Annotated in this window: 15 protein-coding genes; all 15 read left to right on the forward strand. The window is 60.0% G+C overall.

Annotated features, from left to right (window positions below):
* Positions 1-5 precede the first annotated feature (5 nt).
* The 15 genes from JGZ97_RS13945 to JGZ97_RS14015 all read left to right on the forward strand — a co-directional run bounded on the left by JGZ97_RS13945 (position 6) and on the right by JGZ97_RS14015 (position 16,065).
* Positions 6-482, forward strand: a complete 477-nt coding sequence (locus JGZ97_RS13945) for a TlpA disulfide reductase family protein (RefSeq protein ID WP_207063259.1) — start codon at positions 6-8, stop codon at positions 480-482.
* A complete protein-coding gene (locus tag JGZ97_RS13950; RefSeq protein ID WP_207063260.1) occupies positions 433-1,989 on the forward strand; it encodes a sensor histidine kinase in 1,557 nt (518 codons plus the stop codon). The genes JGZ97_RS13945 and JGZ97_RS13950 overlap by 50 nt, the downstream gene beginning before the upstream one ends.
* The gene (locus JGZ97_RS13955; RefSeq protein ID WP_207063261.1) at positions 1,986-4,097 is read left to right on the forward strand and encodes a nitrogen regulation protein NR(II); all 2,112 of its coding nucleotides are present in this window, start codon (positions 1,986-1,988) and stop codon (positions 4,095-4,097) included. The genes JGZ97_RS13950 and JGZ97_RS13955 overlap by 4 nt, the downstream gene beginning before the upstream one ends.
* An 8-nt stretch (positions 4,098-4,105) precedes the next feature.
* A complete protein-coding gene (locus JGZ97_RS13960) occupies positions 4,106-5,461 on the forward strand; it encodes a sigma-54 dependent transcriptional regulator (RefSeq protein ID WP_207063262.1) in 1,356 nt (451 codons plus the stop codon).
* A 182-nt stretch (positions 5,462-5,643) separates the two neighbouring features.
* On the forward strand, positions 5,644-6,159 hold the full coding sequence (locus tag JGZ97_RS13965) for a hypothetical protein (protein ID WP_242521780.1): 516 nt from the start codon (positions 5,644-5,646) through the stop codon (positions 6,157-6,159).
* Positions 6,114-6,446: a cytochrome c gene (locus JGZ97_RS18540; RefSeq protein ID WP_370584071.1), complete on the forward strand. Its 333-nt coding sequence runs from the start codon at positions 6,114-6,116 to the stop codon at positions 6,444-6,446. Before JGZ97_RS13965 ends, JGZ97_RS18540 begins: the two co-directional genes overlap by 46 nt.
* A gap of 5 nt (positions 6,447-6,451) precedes the next feature.
* The gene (locus tag JGZ97_RS13975; protein WP_207063264.1) at positions 6,452-7,588 is read left to right on the forward strand and encodes a two-component regulator propeller domain-containing protein; all 1,137 of its coding nucleotides are present in this window, start codon (positions 6,452-6,454) and stop codon (positions 7,586-7,588) included.
* 102 nt (positions 7,589-7,690) lie between these two features.
* Positions 7,691-8,851 carry a two-component regulator propeller domain-containing protein gene (locus JGZ97_RS13980; RefSeq protein WP_207063265.1) on the forward strand — a complete coding sequence of 387 codons (1,161 nt, stop codon included), beginning with the start codon at positions 7,691-7,693 and terminating at the stop codon, positions 8,849-8,851.
* A gap of 200 nt (positions 8,852-9,051) precedes the next feature.
* Positions 9,052-9,945 carry a hypothetical protein gene (locus tag JGZ97_RS13985; RefSeq protein ID WP_207063266.1) on the forward strand — a complete coding sequence of 298 codons (894 nt, stop codon included), beginning with the start codon at positions 9,052-9,054 and terminating at the stop codon, positions 9,943-9,945.
* Positions 9,946-10,030: 85 nt separating this feature from the next.
* The gene (locus JGZ97_RS13990) at positions 10,031-11,020 is read left to right on the forward strand and encodes a peptidylprolyl isomerase (RefSeq protein ID WP_207063267.1); all 990 of its coding nucleotides are present in this window, start codon (positions 10,031-10,033) and stop codon (positions 11,018-11,020) included.
* 76 nt (positions 11,021-11,096) lie between these two features.
* Entirely contained in the window at positions 11,097-12,875 is a 1,779-nt protein-coding gene (locus JGZ97_RS13995; RefSeq protein ID WP_207063268.1) for a hypothetical protein, read from the forward strand.
* Between the two features lie 171 nt (positions 12,876-13,046).
* On the forward strand, positions 13,047-13,472 hold the full coding sequence (locus tag JGZ97_RS14000) for a c(7)-type cytochrome triheme domain-containing protein (RefSeq protein WP_207063269.1): 426 nt from the start codon (positions 13,047-13,049) through the stop codon (positions 13,470-13,472).
* Entirely contained in the window at positions 13,469-14,419 is a 951-nt protein-coding gene (locus JGZ97_RS14005) for a c(7)-type cytochrome triheme domain-containing protein (RefSeq protein ID WP_207063270.1), read from the forward strand. The genes JGZ97_RS14000 and JGZ97_RS14005 overlap by 4 nt, the downstream gene beginning before the upstream one ends.
* 121 nt (positions 14,420-14,540) lie before the next feature.
* A complete protein-coding gene (locus JGZ97_RS14010; RefSeq protein ID WP_207063271.1) occupies positions 14,541-15,641 on the forward strand; it encodes a hypothetical protein in 1,101 nt (366 codons plus the stop codon).
* A 136-nt stretch (positions 15,642-15,777) separates the two neighbouring features.
* The gene (locus tag JGZ97_RS14015) at positions 15,778-16,065 is read left to right on the forward strand and encodes a cytochrome c5 family protein (protein ID WP_207063272.1); all 288 of its coding nucleotides are present in this window, start codon (positions 15,778-15,780) and stop codon (positions 16,063-16,065) included.
* The last annotated feature ends 51 nt before the right edge of the window (positions 16,066-16,116 follow it).

A 16,116-nucleotide genomic window follows, 5' to 3' on the forward strand; every position in this document is an offset into this window, starting at 1 on the left:
TCTTGATGATGCTGCTCGGCTGCTCGCCGAACGAGGCGCCGCGGGCGGAGGATCAGGTTGACCTGCAGGGGTTGGAACTGACCCGGCTGGACGGCACGTCGGTGCCGCTGCAGCATTGGAAAGGGCGGGTGTTGATCATTAACCTCTGGGCTACCTGGTGTGCCCCCTGTCGTGAGGAGATGCCGGCCCTGCAGGCGCTCAGCGAGCAGCTGGACCCTGAGCGCTATAAGGTGGCGGGGATCAGCGTGGATCGCGATCTAAATCTGGTTAAAGAGTTTTTACTGAAATATGGAATTGATTTTGCGGAGTTTCGCGATCCGAATATGAAGATGGCAAAGGCGCGTTTGGGTGTCGAGGTGCTGCCCGAGACGTTGATTATTGATAGCGACGGTCGTCTCCATAGGCGTGTGACCGGTATCCGTGACTGGTCCGATGCAGATTTCCTGGAAAGCATCCTGCCTGGGGGCCTGGCGGGTGGCTGAGGCGAGGCAGCGCGAAAATCGCGAAATTCCTTTTTGGCGTTCATTGAAAGGCAAGAGCCTGGTCTTTCTGGCATTGCTTTTTATCTACTGCCTGGTGCTCACCGTCTACGTATTCAGCGAGAAAGCCAGCCTGATTCGCGAGCTTGAAGCCCTTGAGCTGATTCGCGAGCAGGAGACGGTGATCGTCGAAGCGGATCTGGCCGCATTCTCGGCCATCACGGATCTCTTCATGATGGTGGACCCCGGCGGGCGTGACGAGGTGCTCACCCGCGTGCACCGCCACTTCACCCAGCTGCAGCAGAAGTACAGCCGCTTGTCCGAACTCTACCCGGATCGTGCCCCCTCCTTTCGCGATATCGCCAAGCAGCTGGCCGAAGCGGTGGTACAGCCGACCCCGCAGCACCTGGGGGCGCTGCGCGTTTCCCTGGCGGAGAACAAGCGCCGTCTCGATGCGCTGATGGCGCAAAATCGACAGCGACGCGAAGATGCCCTCGATGCCTACTTGGCTCACAGTGACCGGGTCGCGATGGTCTCTTTATTTTTCGGCGGTGCCGGGCTGCTGGTCCTGGGGATTATCGTGGCGCTCTTTTTCGGTCGTCTGACACGGGAGCTGCTGCAGCTTCACAGCCGTGTCGGGCAGGTGGTCAAAGGCTTTCGCGGCACGCCCCTTGAAACTTCCCGTAGTGACGAACTGGGGGGGCTGATCCATGGGGTTAACGACATGGCCGATGACTTGCGGCTGCGCGAGCAGGAGCTGGAGATCGAGCGGCAGAAGCAGTTCCACATGGACAAAATGGGCACCATCGGCCATCTGGCGGCAGGTGTCGTCCATGAGGTGGGCAACCCGGTGGCGGCCATACTGGGGCTGGCCGAGGAGGCCCGGCAACAGCTTGACGACCCCGAGGCCGTACATCAAAACCTGGACTACATCATCGAATATACCAATCGCCTGCGCCGAATTTCTGAGGATCTGGCTGCCTTTAACCGGCCCCAGCGAGACCGCTACGAGCTGTTGGACCTGAACGAGGTGGTGAGCAGCGTGGAAAATATTCTCCGTTACGACGAGCGTTGGTATGGCATTGGCCTCACGGATCGCCTCGACCCCCAGTTGCCGGCAATCGTTGGAGCCTCGGATCAGCTTTCCCAGCTGATAATGAACCTTGTACTCAATGCCTTTGAAGCCACCGAGGCCGGCGAGGCTTCGCCAGCAGAAGTCAGAATCGAGACCCAGGCTGGAGAGGAGGGCGTCTGGTTGCGTGTGGTGGATAACGGGGTCGGAATCTCCCCCGAGGAGCAAGGTCGTATCTTCGACGCCTTTTACACCACCAAGGAAGGAAAAGGCTCCGGATTGGGGCTGCTGCTGTGCTCGTCGATTGTGACCGCCCATGGCGGTTACATCCAGGTTGACTCTTCGCAGGGAGAAGGGACCCGCGTTGAGGTTTTTTTACCGTTGAATCCGGGTGTGGGCGCTGAGATCGACAACGCTGAAAAGGCTGTTCTGTCATGAGCGCCGCTGTTGCCCTGAAGCGCTCGCTGCTAGAGCTGCGCAGTCATTTTCGCGCTAACCCGCTCTCCTGGCTGGTGGCGGTGCTGCTGCTTTTACTGGTGGGGATGGTCAGCTTTTTCATTTACCACATGGACGTGGAGATGCGCCGAAACATGCTGCACCACGACCAGCGGCAGCATCTCCAGCTGCGCAGGCTCTTGCTTGAACAGCAGGTGGCGCAGAGTGTGGCGGACTTGCGGCTGCTTTCAGAGCGGGCGCCAAACGCCTCGCCCCGGGCTCTGGAGTCGCGGTTGCAGCTGATGTGTGACAACCAGCCCCACTACGCACGCTTTGGTGTCTACTACCCCGACAGCGGAACGGCTATCGAGCGTGCCTGCGCCGAGCCAGCTGTTCAAGGTGAGGTGGGCGTTGATGCCCGGGCAGAGGGTGGCGTCCTTTTTGCCGCGGCCGGTGGACGGGGCGTACGTCAACTTGCAGTGCGCTTGATCAATCCCGGTTCGCTTGAGGGCGCGCAGGTTCAGGTGTTCTGGCCGGGGCTGGCCAGTCAGGGGCGCGTCGCGCCGGTATGGGGACTGAGCTTTTCCCTGGCATCGCTCTCCGCAGAAGCCGGGATTGCGCGCCATGCCGTTGAGCGGATGTTCGTAGTGGCGGGTGCGGTCGACTGGCAACGGGCGGTTGTCCCCGCTCTGGCTGCTGGCGCGACGGCCCCGAGCTGGGAGCGTCTGAGCCAAAATGCGCAGTTGGAGGCAGATATCGGGCTGTTGCTCACGGAGCCGGTGGCCTTGCGAGATCCGGTAAGCCTGGGCCTGATCGCCGAATGGAAGATGATTGCCCTGACCCCCGCGGAGCGATTGCAGGCGGATTACGGACGTTTTGCCCGTCATATGGCCTACTTGGCCGGCGTTTTCCTGTTGCTGCTGGCCGCGCTCTACTTTTATTCCCGTGGGGTTATCGGTAAGCAGTTGCAGATGCTTACCGATCTCAAGCGCAAGCAGGCGTTCTTGGACAGTCTGCTCGACAGCAGTTCGGACGCGATGCTCACCCTGGACCTCGACGGGCTGATCCTTAGCTGCAACGCGCGCGCCGAGAACCTTTTTGGTTTTCGGCCCAGCGAGCTAAAAGGACGCACCGTGGAGGATTTGCTTCCCTCCGATTACCAGATCACGGATCAGGACTACGGAGAGGTTTTCGCGCGGCTGGAAAAAAGTGGTGTTGAATACGAGCGCCGTGAACTGGTGGGGGTGCGGCGCAACGGTGAGGACTTCCCGGTCGAAGTGACCTACTGCCGTTTGAAAATGCAGGTTCAGTCCCGGTTGCTGTTGACCATCCGTGAAATCACCGAGCGCAAGGTGGCGGAGCGGGAGCTGGACAGCTTGCGGATGCAATATTTCCAGCAGGAGAAAATGGCCCAGATCGGCTTGCTGGTTGCCGGAATACTGCACGAGGTGGGCAACCCTCTGGCGGCCATTCGAGGTCTGCTGGAGCAGGTGCTGGACGATGACCGGGACCGCGAACAGCCGCAACTTGACGCCTCGGCCCGGGCCAGCCTGGAGATGGTGTTGGAGCAGACCGACCGCATCCGTACCATCAGCCACGAAATTTCAGGTTTTGCCTCGCCCCACCAGAATGAGCGTGGACCGCTGAGCCTCAATGCCATTCTCGAGGGGGCCGCCCGCCTGCTCTCTTATGACAAGCGCTGGCGGGAGATTCAACTGGATCTGGATCTGGATCCCAGCCTGCCGGCGATGGAAGGGATTGCCGACCAGCTCACCCAGGTCTTTATGAATCTGCTGGTAAATGCCTCCGATGCCTTTGAGCCCGGCATGGGGGCGCGGCCCCGGGTGGAGATTAGAACCCGTCACTTGGCCGAGGGGGTTATACTGGTTTCGGTAAGTGATAATGGCATGGGAATTGACGAAGAGACGATGACCCATATCTTTGACGCCTTTTATACCACCAAGCCCAAGGGCAAGGGGACGGGGCTCGGGCTCTCCATTTGTGAAAAGCTGATCGCCGAGCACCGGGGGGCGATGGAGATGGAATCCCAGCGGGGCGTGGGGACTGAAGTGCGAATTTTCTTCGAGTACGAGCCGTTGAGCTTTAGCTAGGGGTGGCCATGCGCTTTTTGAATGTCTTGATCATCGATGACGAGCCGGCTTTGCGCCAGATCCTCGGCAATGCCGTTTCCAAGGCGGGGCACAAGGTCCAGCTGGCGGAGAACGGTACCCAGGCACTGGAGGTGCTCGAAAAAGAGTCGATTGACGTCGCCATCTGCGACATTCGCATGCCGGACATGACCGGGATCGAAGTGGTGAGCAAGGCCAAGGCGGCGGGAATTGAGACCGCCTTTCTGGTGATGACCGCCTACGCGTCGGTGAACACGGCCATCGACGCCATGCGCTGCGGGGCTTACGACTACATGATCAAGCCGTTGCGCAACGAGGACGTGCTCAACCGTCTGTCGCAACTGGCGGCCATGATTGGCCTCAAGTCAGAGAACCAGACCCTGCGCCGCCTGGTGCTGGGGCTCGAGGGCACCCAGTGCACCATGGACTCCCCGGCCATGCAGCGTATCGAACGGCTGGTGGCCAAGGTGGCGGTGACGGACAGCACGGTGCTGATTACCGGTGAGAGCGGCACCGGCAAGGGGGTGACCGCCCGTGCCATTCACCAGGCCAGCCTGCGCGGCGATGCCCCCTTTATCCCCGTCAACTGCGGTGCGATTCCTGAAAATTTGCTGGAGAGCGAGTTTTTCGGTCATACCAAGGGCGCTTTCACCGGCGCCACCAAGACCAAAAAGGGGCTGTTTCAGGAGGCTGACGGCGGCACCTTGTTTCTGGACGAGATCGGCGAGCTGCCGCTGAGTCTGCAGGTCAAGCTGCTGCACGTGCTGGAACAGAATGAGGTGAGGCCGGTCGGTTCCGAAAAAATGGTGCCCGTGGACGTGCGGCTGGTGGCCGCCACCAACCGTGACCTGGACAAGATGGTTGAGTCCGGTGAGTTTCGGGAGGATCTCTTCTTTCGCCTGAATATCTTCAATATCGAGCTGCCGCCGCTGCGCGAGCGTAAGGAGGATATCTCCGCGCTGCTCGATTTTTTTCTCCAGCGTGAGGCGAAAAAGCTTGGTATGGGCAATGAGTTAGGCATTGATCCCGATGCTCGCGAGCTGCTCTGTGCGTATAATTGGCCCGGCAACATTCGAGAGCTGGAGAATGTGATCGCCCGCGCGTTGATCCTGGTGGACGACAATGAAATTCAGGTCACCGATCTGCCGCAACAGCTGCTCAAGCCTGTACGTGGCCAGGGCAGTAGTGCCGTAAATGACGAGACGCTGCGGGAGCAAGTGCGCCAGTTTGAAATCGAGGTGATCAAGAAAACCATCGACGAGCAGGGGGGGGACCGGCGCAAGGCGGCAAAGGCGCTTGGGTTGGGGCTCTCCAGCCTGTATCGCAAGCTCGAGGAGAGTGCTTGACGCGTTTTTAGGTACGACGGGGGCTAATGACTATGAAGCAATATTTACCAATTGTACTTGCTGTTTTGTGTTCCACCGCGTTTGGACAGGGCCAGGGGAGCGATGCCTCGGATGAGGCTTCGCCGCAGGTTAATGTCGCCGCTGCATCTCAAGATAGTCCGCAGGCGATCTTTGAGAAGGGGATGGAGCGGGCTCGGCGTGGCGATTTTTTCGGGGGGATTCGTATTCTGGAGCAGGCAGCCGAGCAGGGGCACCTGGATGCCATGCTGGTCGCCTCGTCCATGCTGATCGATGGCACCTACTACGAGCAGGGGCTGGCATGGCTCGACAAGGCGGTGGCAACCGGCGCGCCGAAAGCCCGCTTGGAGATGGTCAAGCTGCTGCTCGCGCGGGATCCGGAAGTCCAGCGCCCGGCGGAGGAGGCGATTCCATTACTGGATGCCCTGGTGAGCGAAAACTATGCCCCGGCCCTGCATTTGCGAGCGGCGCAGGCAGAGGCCGGAAACGTGCCTTACGAGCAGGACATCGCGCTGGCCGTTCGCTTATACACGCGAGCGGCGGAACAGGGCTTTTCTCCCGCCATGGATCGGCTTGCCGATGCTTACCGCAAGGGGGAGCTGGGACTGCCGGTCGATCTGCAGCAGGCTGAGAAGTGGGAGCAGCAGAAGGAGGGAGCGTTATCGCAGCCCGAAGCCTGATCACAGGCCTTTTGCTAGGATTGTTTTTCTCGGGCTCGGCATTCGCCGTAGACCTGAGTAACGGTGAGAAGCTCTACCAGCGCCACTGTGCAAACTGCCACGGTACCGACGGTCGTGGTGTGCACCCTATGGCGCCTAACTTTCGCAAACAGCAGGGGTTGCTGACCTCAGACCGCCAGCTGGAGAATCACATTCGCCGGGGAAAAGGGGGCTGCCCCTCTTTTGCCGGTATTATCAAGGACGCTCACCTCTTTGACGTGGTGACTTATTTAAGGGTTTTTAGGTAAAAACTATGAGGCTTTTGACGCTGGTGTTAACCGCGCTTTTTCTGTGGGGCTGCTCGGGTGAGGATGAGTCGGCCGGTGGCCCTCCACCCGGACCGGACCAGGTGGCGCAGCAGGGCGCCGCGTCCACTATGGGCGAGGTGGTCGAGGACCAGGTGCTGGATGTGTTTGGCGTCGGCGACACTGTGTACGTACGCTCCCTGGCGGTCGAGTCTGAACGCGGGCGGCTTTGGGTCGGCACGTCATCCGGGGTGCACGAAATTGACCTTGGAAACCACGCGGTGCTGAACACCTTTACCCGCGATCACGGTTTGGCCAACGAATATGTGTTTGCCATCGGTATCGACCCGGATGGTTACAAGTGGTTCGGTACCAACGCCGGAGGGGTAAGCCGCTATAAGGACGGTGAGTGGAAAACTTTTTTCCCCATGCACGGACTCGCCGACTACTGGGTTTACTCCTTCGCTAACGGTCATGACGACTCCCTGTGGATCGGCACCTGGGCCGGGGCCAATCAGGTGAACCGGAAGACCGAAGAGTTCACCACCTACGTCACCGAGCTGATCAACGAGTGGGTTTACGGGTTGGGCGTGGATGCACAAGGGCGGGTATGGTTTGGTACCGAAGGCGGCGTATCCATGTTTGACGGAGAGGCTTGGCAGTCCTGGACCCACGAGGACGGAATGGGGGCGGAGAACAAGGGGGCCTTGCCGTTCAGCACCAACACCGGTCTTGGCACCCGCAACCGTCACGACCTGGGTGTGTTGCAGGGCGGCCAGGCAACGTACAACCCGAACTATGTGTTCACCATTACCGTGGATGACAACAACCACATCTGGGCCGGCACCTGGGGTGGTGGCGTAAGCCGTTTTGACGGGGAAAACTGGCACAACCTGACCACGGAGGACGGCCTGGCGGGCAATATCGTTTACAGCAGTTTGCAGGCTCGGGACGGCGTGTTCTGGTTTGGTACCAACCAGGGGCTGTCCCGTTACGACGGCAAGGAATGGCAAACCTACAACAGGGCTCACGGGCTGAAAAATCTCGACGTTTATGCCCTTGTCGAGGCGCCTAACGGCGATATCTGGGCGGGGACCCGGGGAGGGGTTGTTCGGGTCGGTGAGCGCACCACCCCCTTCCACTGAGTGACAACGAGATCCGTTTTAGAAACAAGGTAGAGAGTTATGGATTGGAAAGCATCAGGAACAATCGGCGTCGTCGTGGGCGGCTTAGCGGTGGCCGCGATAATGATGGCGAGTTACGAGACTCCCCAAAAGCAGCAGACGCAGCAGCAGGCGCCAGCACCGACGGCCGCCGCTCCCGCGGCGGTTTCTCCCGAGAGCCTGGTCGCCCCACAGGCGCCGGCGGCGGAAGCGCCCGCTTCCAAATTCACCCACTTTCGCGTGGGGCAGCGTAACGTCAAATCGATCTACGCTGCAGATGACGGCATTGTCTGGGTAGGCACTTCAGGCGGACTGGTGCGCTACGACACCAATCTGAATGATTACCAGCATTACAGCGTGAAAAACGGCCTGTTGGCCAACGGCGTTTTCCACGTTAGCGCCATTAACGATGCCATCGCAGTGGGGACCTACGGGGGCGGGCTCTCACTTCTTGACCCCCGCACCGGCGACTGGCAGAACTACAACGTGCCGGACGGGCTCGGCGATGCCTTTGTGTATGACGCCCTCGAAATGCCCAACGGCGATGTCTGGATCGCTACCTGGACCGGGGTTAACCGGGTCGTCGGCGGTGCGCTGGACCAGGCGGATGCCTGGGAGGTTTATACCGTAGAGAATACCGGCGGCGGTCTGCCCAACGACTGGGTTTACGCCCTGGCCGAAGGTAAGAGCGGCGAGGTCTGGCTTGCCACCGAGGGCGGCTTGGCCCGCTATGACTACGCCGACGGCTCCTGGCAGCACTGGACCCACGCCGAGGGACTCGGCGCGCCCTACGAGCTGGTCAAAGCGGACAACAAATTTGACCGCGACCCTGCGCAGTTTTCCGAGCATCACGCGCGGCAGAAGGTGGAGCAGGGGCTGGAGCATGTGACGACCGCCTATAACCCCAACTACATCGTCTCGCTCGAGGTGGATAAGGACGGAAATGTCTGGGCCGGCACCTGGGGCGGGGGGCTGAGTCGTTTCGACGGTGAGGCCTGGAAAGTTTACACCGAGGCGGACGGCCTGCCTTCCAACCATATCTTTATGCTCCACGAAGATCGCGGAGGCCAACTCTGGGTAGGCACCAGCCACGGCCTGGCGAAAATGCAGGACGATGGTTTTGCCATCTACTCCCCCGAGGACGGCCTCTACTCGCCCCAGGTGTTCTCCATGGCGACCCAACCTGACGGCACCTTCTGGGTCGGCAGCTTCGGCGGCCTGGCCCGCATCTCTTCCCTGGATTAGGGTGACCGGAAGCCCCCGCAGCGGGGGCTTCCCACTTTTTAGAAGTGGCTTTCCCAGAACTGAGAACTCCTCCCGCTTTTTCTTCTCTATTCTCTCTCAACTCGTTGTTATAGCTCTGTTTTGTTTTTTGGCACGCACCCTGCATTCTAAAGGGCAGACGCCGTGAGTCGGTGCAACTAAAAGGAAACGAGGATTCGATTATGAACACTTTCAAGAGCAAATGGCTGGTCGGCTCAATGGCAGCAGGTATGCTGGCCCTGGGTTCACAGGCCGCCGTTGCCGGCATCGCCGGCAGCCAACACGACTTCACTCCCAGCGGCGCGGCCCAAGGTGCCGGCGGTAGCAACGTAGAAATCTGCGCCTTCTGCCACACCCCGCACGCCGCGGACGCCTCCTTTGTCGGGGCGCCTTTGTGGAACAAGAGTTTCGACATTGCGGGTAGAAACTATGGCGGGGGCGAGTCCGGTCGTTACAGCGCTCTGAGCACCTCCACCCTGGATGGTTCGGAAGCGGTCGTCGGTTCGGTCTCTCTGGCCTGTCTCTCTTGTCACGACGGCTCCCAGGCCATGGACGTAGTGATCAACGCCCCGGGTCAGGATCTGGGGGGCGGTACCTATAACCCCAGCGGCACCATTGCTGCTATGACCAGTGGCGGCCTGAACTCCATCGCCGCGATCGGGGCCGATAGCGCCCAGCTGAAGAACGATCACCCGATCAGTATCGAGTACGCCGGCGGTAGGGGGACGACTGCACTCCCGGCGGGCGGGGAGCAAACCTACAGTGACTTTGTGGACCCGGACTTCAATCCGATGAAATCCGCGCTTAAAAACAGCACCCAGTACTGGTACTTTGACGACGACAGCAACAACCGTATCGATAAGGACGAAATCCGTCTTTATAACCGTTCAGATGTCGCCGGGGCAGACATGCCTTACGTAGAGTGTGGTAGCTGTCACGATCCGCACAACACTGCCAGCAACTACGACACGGGTATCGCGACTTCGGCTGACAGTCTTGCGGACGGAACCACCACTGACTTCCTGCGTAAGAGCAACGCCAACAGCGATATCTGCCTGACTTGTCACAACAAGTAACGGCAGGCAAGGGAAAAGCCAGGCGCTCGCCTGGCTTTTTTTTGTTAGTATCCTTCCGGGCTAGGAATTGGCAGAGGATCAATCAATGACAGGCTGGTGGCGAAGCAAGGCGCTCTCTTCTTTTTTGGTGGGCGCTCTTTTTTGGATTATGTCGGGCTTCAGTGCTGCGGCTGTGGCCGAGCCCGAAGCGATACTGCTGCAGGTGGGGGACTTTGAAGTTTCGGCAGAGGCGTTCAGCCAACTGGCGGCGCGGGAAAGTCGCCGTCGCTTTTATCACTTTACGCCGCCGGAGGGTGAGCGGGAGGCGTTCTACCGCGAGCTGGTGGATGAGCTGATTGATCAGGAATTACTCGCTCACGAGGCGGACCGTCGGGGCGTGGTGCCGGACGGGGACTACGTGGTGCAGCGGCTGGTGGCGGCTGAACGCCGTTTTCAGGGCGAGCCGGAGCAGTGGGCTGAGATGGTGCCAAAGATCAAGGCTGACCTTGATGCGCGAGCTTCCATTTTGGCCCTGCAGGAGGCGGTGGAGAGTGCCGTCACCGTCGCCGAAGAGGAGGTGCGTGAATTTTATGCCAGCAACCTCTCCTTGTTCGAACAGCCGCCCCAGTACCGGGTGGGGCTGATTCTTAAAGCCGTAGCGCCCTGGGAAGGGAGCGCTGCATGGCAGGCTGCGGAGCAGGAGGCGGCCGCGCTGGTTGAGGCGCTGCGCCAGGGCGGGGATTTTGGCGAGCTGGCCGAGGAAGTCTCAGATGACCCCACCGCCGCCAATGGCGGGGACATGGGGTACCTTCACGAAGGGATGCTGGGCAATGAAATCCAGGAGACAGTGGTCTCTCTGGCAAAGGTGGGTCAGGTTTCCGATCCAGTACGGGTTTTGGAAGGGGTTGCCATCGTCAAGCTGTTGGATAAGAAGGAGGCGCAGCAGATGTCGTTTGGCTCGGTCGAAGCGCGAGCCCGGGGACTGCTGTTGCGCGAGCGGCGGGAGGCGGCCTGGGCTGAGTTGAAGCAACGGCTGCGCGACGAAGCGGATATCGAATTTAACGAGGCGCTCTTCGCCCAGCTTCTCAAAGAGTGAGCGGGCCGCTCTTGGGGCTTAGCTGGGGGCTGTTGTCTTCAGGTGTCTTTCGGTTTGTCTGATCAGTTGGTTGTGGATGGCAGAAAAGTGGCTTAAACCAACACTTGCCCTGTTGCTGGCGGCGGGGATGGGTATGCCCTCGGAAATGGTCTGGGCGCAGGGGCTCGTGCGTCTGGCGCCTTTTAACTACCGTTTGACTGGCGAGACCGAATTCACCATTGAAACTGCCGGTTCGGACGGTGATGAGCAGACGTCCACGCGACTGACTAACGAGCTCGAGACGTTGGCCCGCACCAGGGGTTATCTCTGGAAGCCCTGGTTTTCCCGTCTGGATCTTAATGGCGACGCCACGGTGGCGCAGTCTTCCAGTTCGTCTTCAGGGGGCGGCGGTAGTGAGGCCGCCAGTCTGAGTTTTGGAGCGGGCGGGACTCTTGCGCTCTTTCCAACCAGTTGGTTCCCCACGACCCTCAGCCTGAATCACGGGCGCTCCTTTGTTGATAGCGGGGGGCGGGGAAGAGGGCGTACTACGGATACGGCGCTGCTTATCACGCAGACCTACAACAGCCGCCGTGGCCTGCTTCCCGATCTGTACGCCTCCTATAATTTTGTCACTTCGGAAACTGACGGCGCGGAGGAGCGCTCGCAGCTATTCACGCTGATTGCAGATAAAGAGGTGGCCGGGCATCGTCTAGAAGGCCAGTTTACCTGGAACAATACGGAGGGTGGTCAGCTGGAGGAGGATACCAGTTATGTCCTGACGGGAGATCATGACTACGCCTCCTCCCATAGGGCCTCCTATTCGGATTTTGTCAGTTATGTCAGGTTGGAGAATACCCTCGGAGACACCAATATCCGCCAGTACTCCAACAACTATAGTTTTTGGCTGCCGGGCGATGTGGCGTTGACTCTTTCCGGTCGAATCTCGGACACTGATCAGCAATACCGAGGGGAGAGTGAGGAGTCTTCGACGCTCGCCATTAATGCCTCTGTTTCCAAACGTTTTTCGCCCTATTGGTATGGAGCAGCGTCGACCAATTATGACAGTATTGAACAAGGTAGCGGGCGGAAGGAAACTTACGATCTGGGCCTGTTGGGGCGTTACACCTCGCCGATTCTCAGCTGGCGGGGCTGGGATGGTGTGCTTCAAGGGGATGTTGATCTTCAGGCACAGGATCAAAAAGATGTTTCTGGGGTCGGCTACGGTGTCTCGTTGGGGCATGGGTGGAACCGGGAGCTCGGGGATTGGGCTGGCAGCGGTGCCAGTGTCACTCTGTCATTCGATCAGGATGTTAGCTCACGTTTCAAATCGGTTGAGGGGGCGGCGACTGATGGACGTGTTTTTCTGACCCAGTCTTTTACCTACTCTCGCACCGATGCGGCCGGCGGGCGCCTGGTGGGGCAGGTCTCTGACAGTCGAGCGTTTAACGGGGCGGGGCGCGAGCGGCAGCGGCTGCAGGTGGTGTTTGACCGCGATTTTTTGGAGGGGGGGCGAGACTCGCTTTCAGGCGGCTGGACGGCTTTCGTGGTGCGGTCTTCAGGACAGGGAGACAACGAAGACGACGTAAGCGGTGGTGCGGCAGGGGTTTTGCGCTTCACCCGACTGAATCTGTTCTATGTGCCGCGGCTGCGCTATACGGCTTCGTTGACCATGAATCTTACCAGGCAATTTTCAGGAGGGGATGCTCGGAGCAGCGAGCGTAACTCTTACCGGATTGACCAGGGGGTTTTCTGGCTCTTTGGCCGTCTTTCGGTGGAAGGGGAGATGTTCTACCGAATGGAAGGTGAGCCAGGAGAGGAGGGCAGGGATCAATACGGCGTATCCCTTACCGTCACCCGCCGCTGGGACTCCCTCTGATCATCAATTCGCAGCGAAATCTTTGTTAGTATGACCTGGATCATAAAAAACGCGGGAATGACCGTACGGATAATATCGGTTTTAGCTCCGGCGCGTATAATTTTCGGCCTTATCGGCTCAAGGTGGGCGTACAGCGCCTGATCATTAAACCTTAATGGTGAGAGTAATCGCATGATAGAAACAGCGAACAGGTTGATCGGTTTGCGCAGGCTGGTGCTTGCCCTGCTGATCGCCTTCGGCGGCATGCTGGGAAGCACGGCTGCTCAGGCGGAGTATGGAGACATCGTCATTAACAACTATTCCGACGAGGCGGGCATGCGCCCGGCCATCTTTCCACACTGGTTCCACCGGATCCGCTTTCGCTGCAAGGTCTGTCACGCCGACCTGGGCTTTAAGTTCGAGGCCGGGGGCAACAAGATCAACATGCTGAAAATCATCGACGGCGAGTTCTGCGGCGCCTGCCATAACGGCGAAATCGCCTGGTCGCCGGAGAACTGCAACCTCTGCCACTCGGGCAAGCCGGGCACCCCGACACAGGTGCATCACAGCACTGTTCAGAAACTGGTGACCGAGACGAACAAGGAGGCAGGGCAGTGAGTAAGCATCTTATCAAGCGATCGGCTCTGGTCGCATCCGTACTCCTCTCCGGGGTCGTTGCCAGTTCGGCGCTGGCCGCCGACATCAAGGCCGGCAAGGCTGTCTACGACAAGGCCTGCTTTGCCTGCCACAAGTCCGGCGTCATGGGCGCGCCTAAAGTGGGCAGCAAGGACGACTGGTCGCCGCGCGCGGCGCAGGGGCGCGAGACTCTGCTCGATCACGCCCTCAACGGCCTGAACAGCATGCCCGCCCGGGGGGGTAATCCGTCCCTGAGTGACGACGACATCACCAATGCCGTGGCTTACATGCTGGACAGCGCCGGGCTTGAACTCCCGGCTGCCGGCGGCAAAGCAGCCAAGCCGGCGGAAACAAAGGCTGAGGCACCGAAGCCCGCCGCCGCTCCCGCGCCGGCCCCGGCTCCCGTTGCCAAGGCACCGGCGCAGAAGCCAAAAATTCAGTTCAACCGGCTGATGAAGGGGCGTGACGAGTGGAATCCGCCGCCGGCCGAAGACGGCATTCATGACCCGGACAACGAAGGCACGTACATGCTGCAGCCCCCGCGCGAAGGAATGGCGGGCTTTGCCTCCGGCATCTCCGGCAACCGGGTTGATTGGGTACAGACCCTTGACAGCGGCGCCATCGCGCCCCGTTACGATCGTACCGATCCCAACAAGAAGCCGTTCGTGATGGATTTGAACATCGTGCGCGAAGTGAAGGGGTCCATGCCCGACGTGGTCTATCCTCACAAGCAGCACACGGAATGGTTGGACTGCTCCAACTGTCACCCCGATATCTTCATTCCGAAGAAGGGGGCCAACCAGATCAGCATGGCCGCCATTCTGCTCGGACAGAAGTGCGGTGTTTGCCACGGCAAGGTCGCCTTCCCGGTGACAGAGTGTAAGCGCTGTCACTCCAAGAAGAAAAAGGCGACGGCTTTCAAGGAGTAAGGTCGGAAACTGAAAGCCGGTGGGCCCTGTTCACCGGCTTTTTGCCATCCGCCGAACAGCGTCTTTCAGCCAGTGCCCGCCATTCAGCGGGCATTCAGTTTTTCTAAGCGAGAATAGCGTTATGAAAAAGGTGATTGTCCTAGTTTTGGGGGGCGTGCTGGCAGGCTGCCAAGCGACGCCGGAGCGTCAGGCGACGGATGCGCCAGCGGCCCAGCCGGCACCGGCCACGGCGAGCCTCACATCGGCGCAGGAGATCCAGGCCGCCGCCCAAGAGGCCCCGGTGGCAGAGGCTCCGGCTGCGCCGGCACCTGAGCAAACGCCGGCCGAGCCCGCGGAGCCTGTGCAGCAGACCACTCAGGCGGTCGCCCAGGTCGAAGCGCCGGTGGCGGCGCCTGCGCCCAAACCCGCCGCAGCCTCTGCCACGGCTCCGGTCAGCCAGCGGGCGATGGGCATGGACTCGCGGATGGATAAGGTGGTCAAGCTGATCAACAGCTCGTCGGGGGCGCGTCAGGTGATGGCGAGCGATAATCCCGAGGCGCATCAGCATCATGCGCGGGCCAAAGCGCTCTATAATGAAGCGCTGAACGCCACGGATAAGAGTGAAGCCTCGCGGCTGCTCAACGAAGCGGTCAAGGCGATGTACAGCGCAATCCGCGCAGCTTCTCCGGCCTCGGTGCTGGCCGAGAAGAAAAAGCGCGATTACCAGAAGCTTCACCGTTCGGTAAACACCTTTCTCGAGCAGCACCAGCGGATCAGCGATGAGAAGCAGGCCGGGGCTGAGGGCGAGGCGCTGCGCGGGCAGGTGAACCTGCTGGTGGCCGAGGCCGATGCCAAGTACGAGAAAGGGCAGTATGACGAGGCGCAGCAGCTGCTTCGTGAGAGTTTCGAGATGCTGCGCAACTCCATCGAGGGCATGCGCGGCGGCGATACGCTGGTCCGTACGCTCAATTTCGCCACCAAGGCGGATGAGTACAACTACGAGTTGGAGCGGTATAAGTCGCAGCGCTTGCTGGTAGACGTGCTGCTCAAGGAGAAGCGCAAATCCTCGCCCTACGTGGCCCAGCAGGTGGATAAGTACATCGCTCTGGCCGAAGAGGGGCGTGAGCAGGCCGAGAGAGCCGCGGCGGGGGGAGATCACGAGGCAGGCATTAAGTACCTCGAGGACGCGCGAAAGTATATTGTACGGGCCCTGCGCACCGGAGGTATCTACGTACCCGGTTGATCTCAGGGGAGAAAAGGTTCGAATAGACCGGCCGCTGAATGTGACTAAGGCATAGTTATTCATCCAGCAGACGTTCTGGTATATTCACTCGCTGCTCAATTTGAGCATATTTTGAAATCGGTAATAGGTTGGAACTATGAAAAAAGTAATCGCTTTTGCTGCCGCTGCTCTGCTGAGCTCTGGTGTCTTCGCTGCTGACGGCGAAGCTGTCTACAACAAGGCCTGCGTCAACTGCCACGCTGCTGGCGTAGCCGGCGCTCCCAAGACTGGCGACGCCGACGCCTGGGCACCTCGCCTGGCGCAGGGTATCGACGCGATGGTACAGAGCGCCATCAACGGCAAAGGCGCTATGCCGCCCAAGGGTCTGTGTGCCGACTGCTCTGCCGACGACCTGAAGGCCGCCATCGAGTACATGACCAAGTAAGGTCATAGGGCCACGCCGGCTCCGGCGTGGCTCTCTCCCCCGCTCTTTTCC

Origin of the sequence: Motiliproteus sp. SC1-56, assembly GCF_017309075.1 — a bacterium.
Taxonomy (GTDB): domain Bacteria; phylum Pseudomonadota; class Gammaproteobacteria; order Pseudomonadales; family Balneatricaceae; genus Motiliproteus.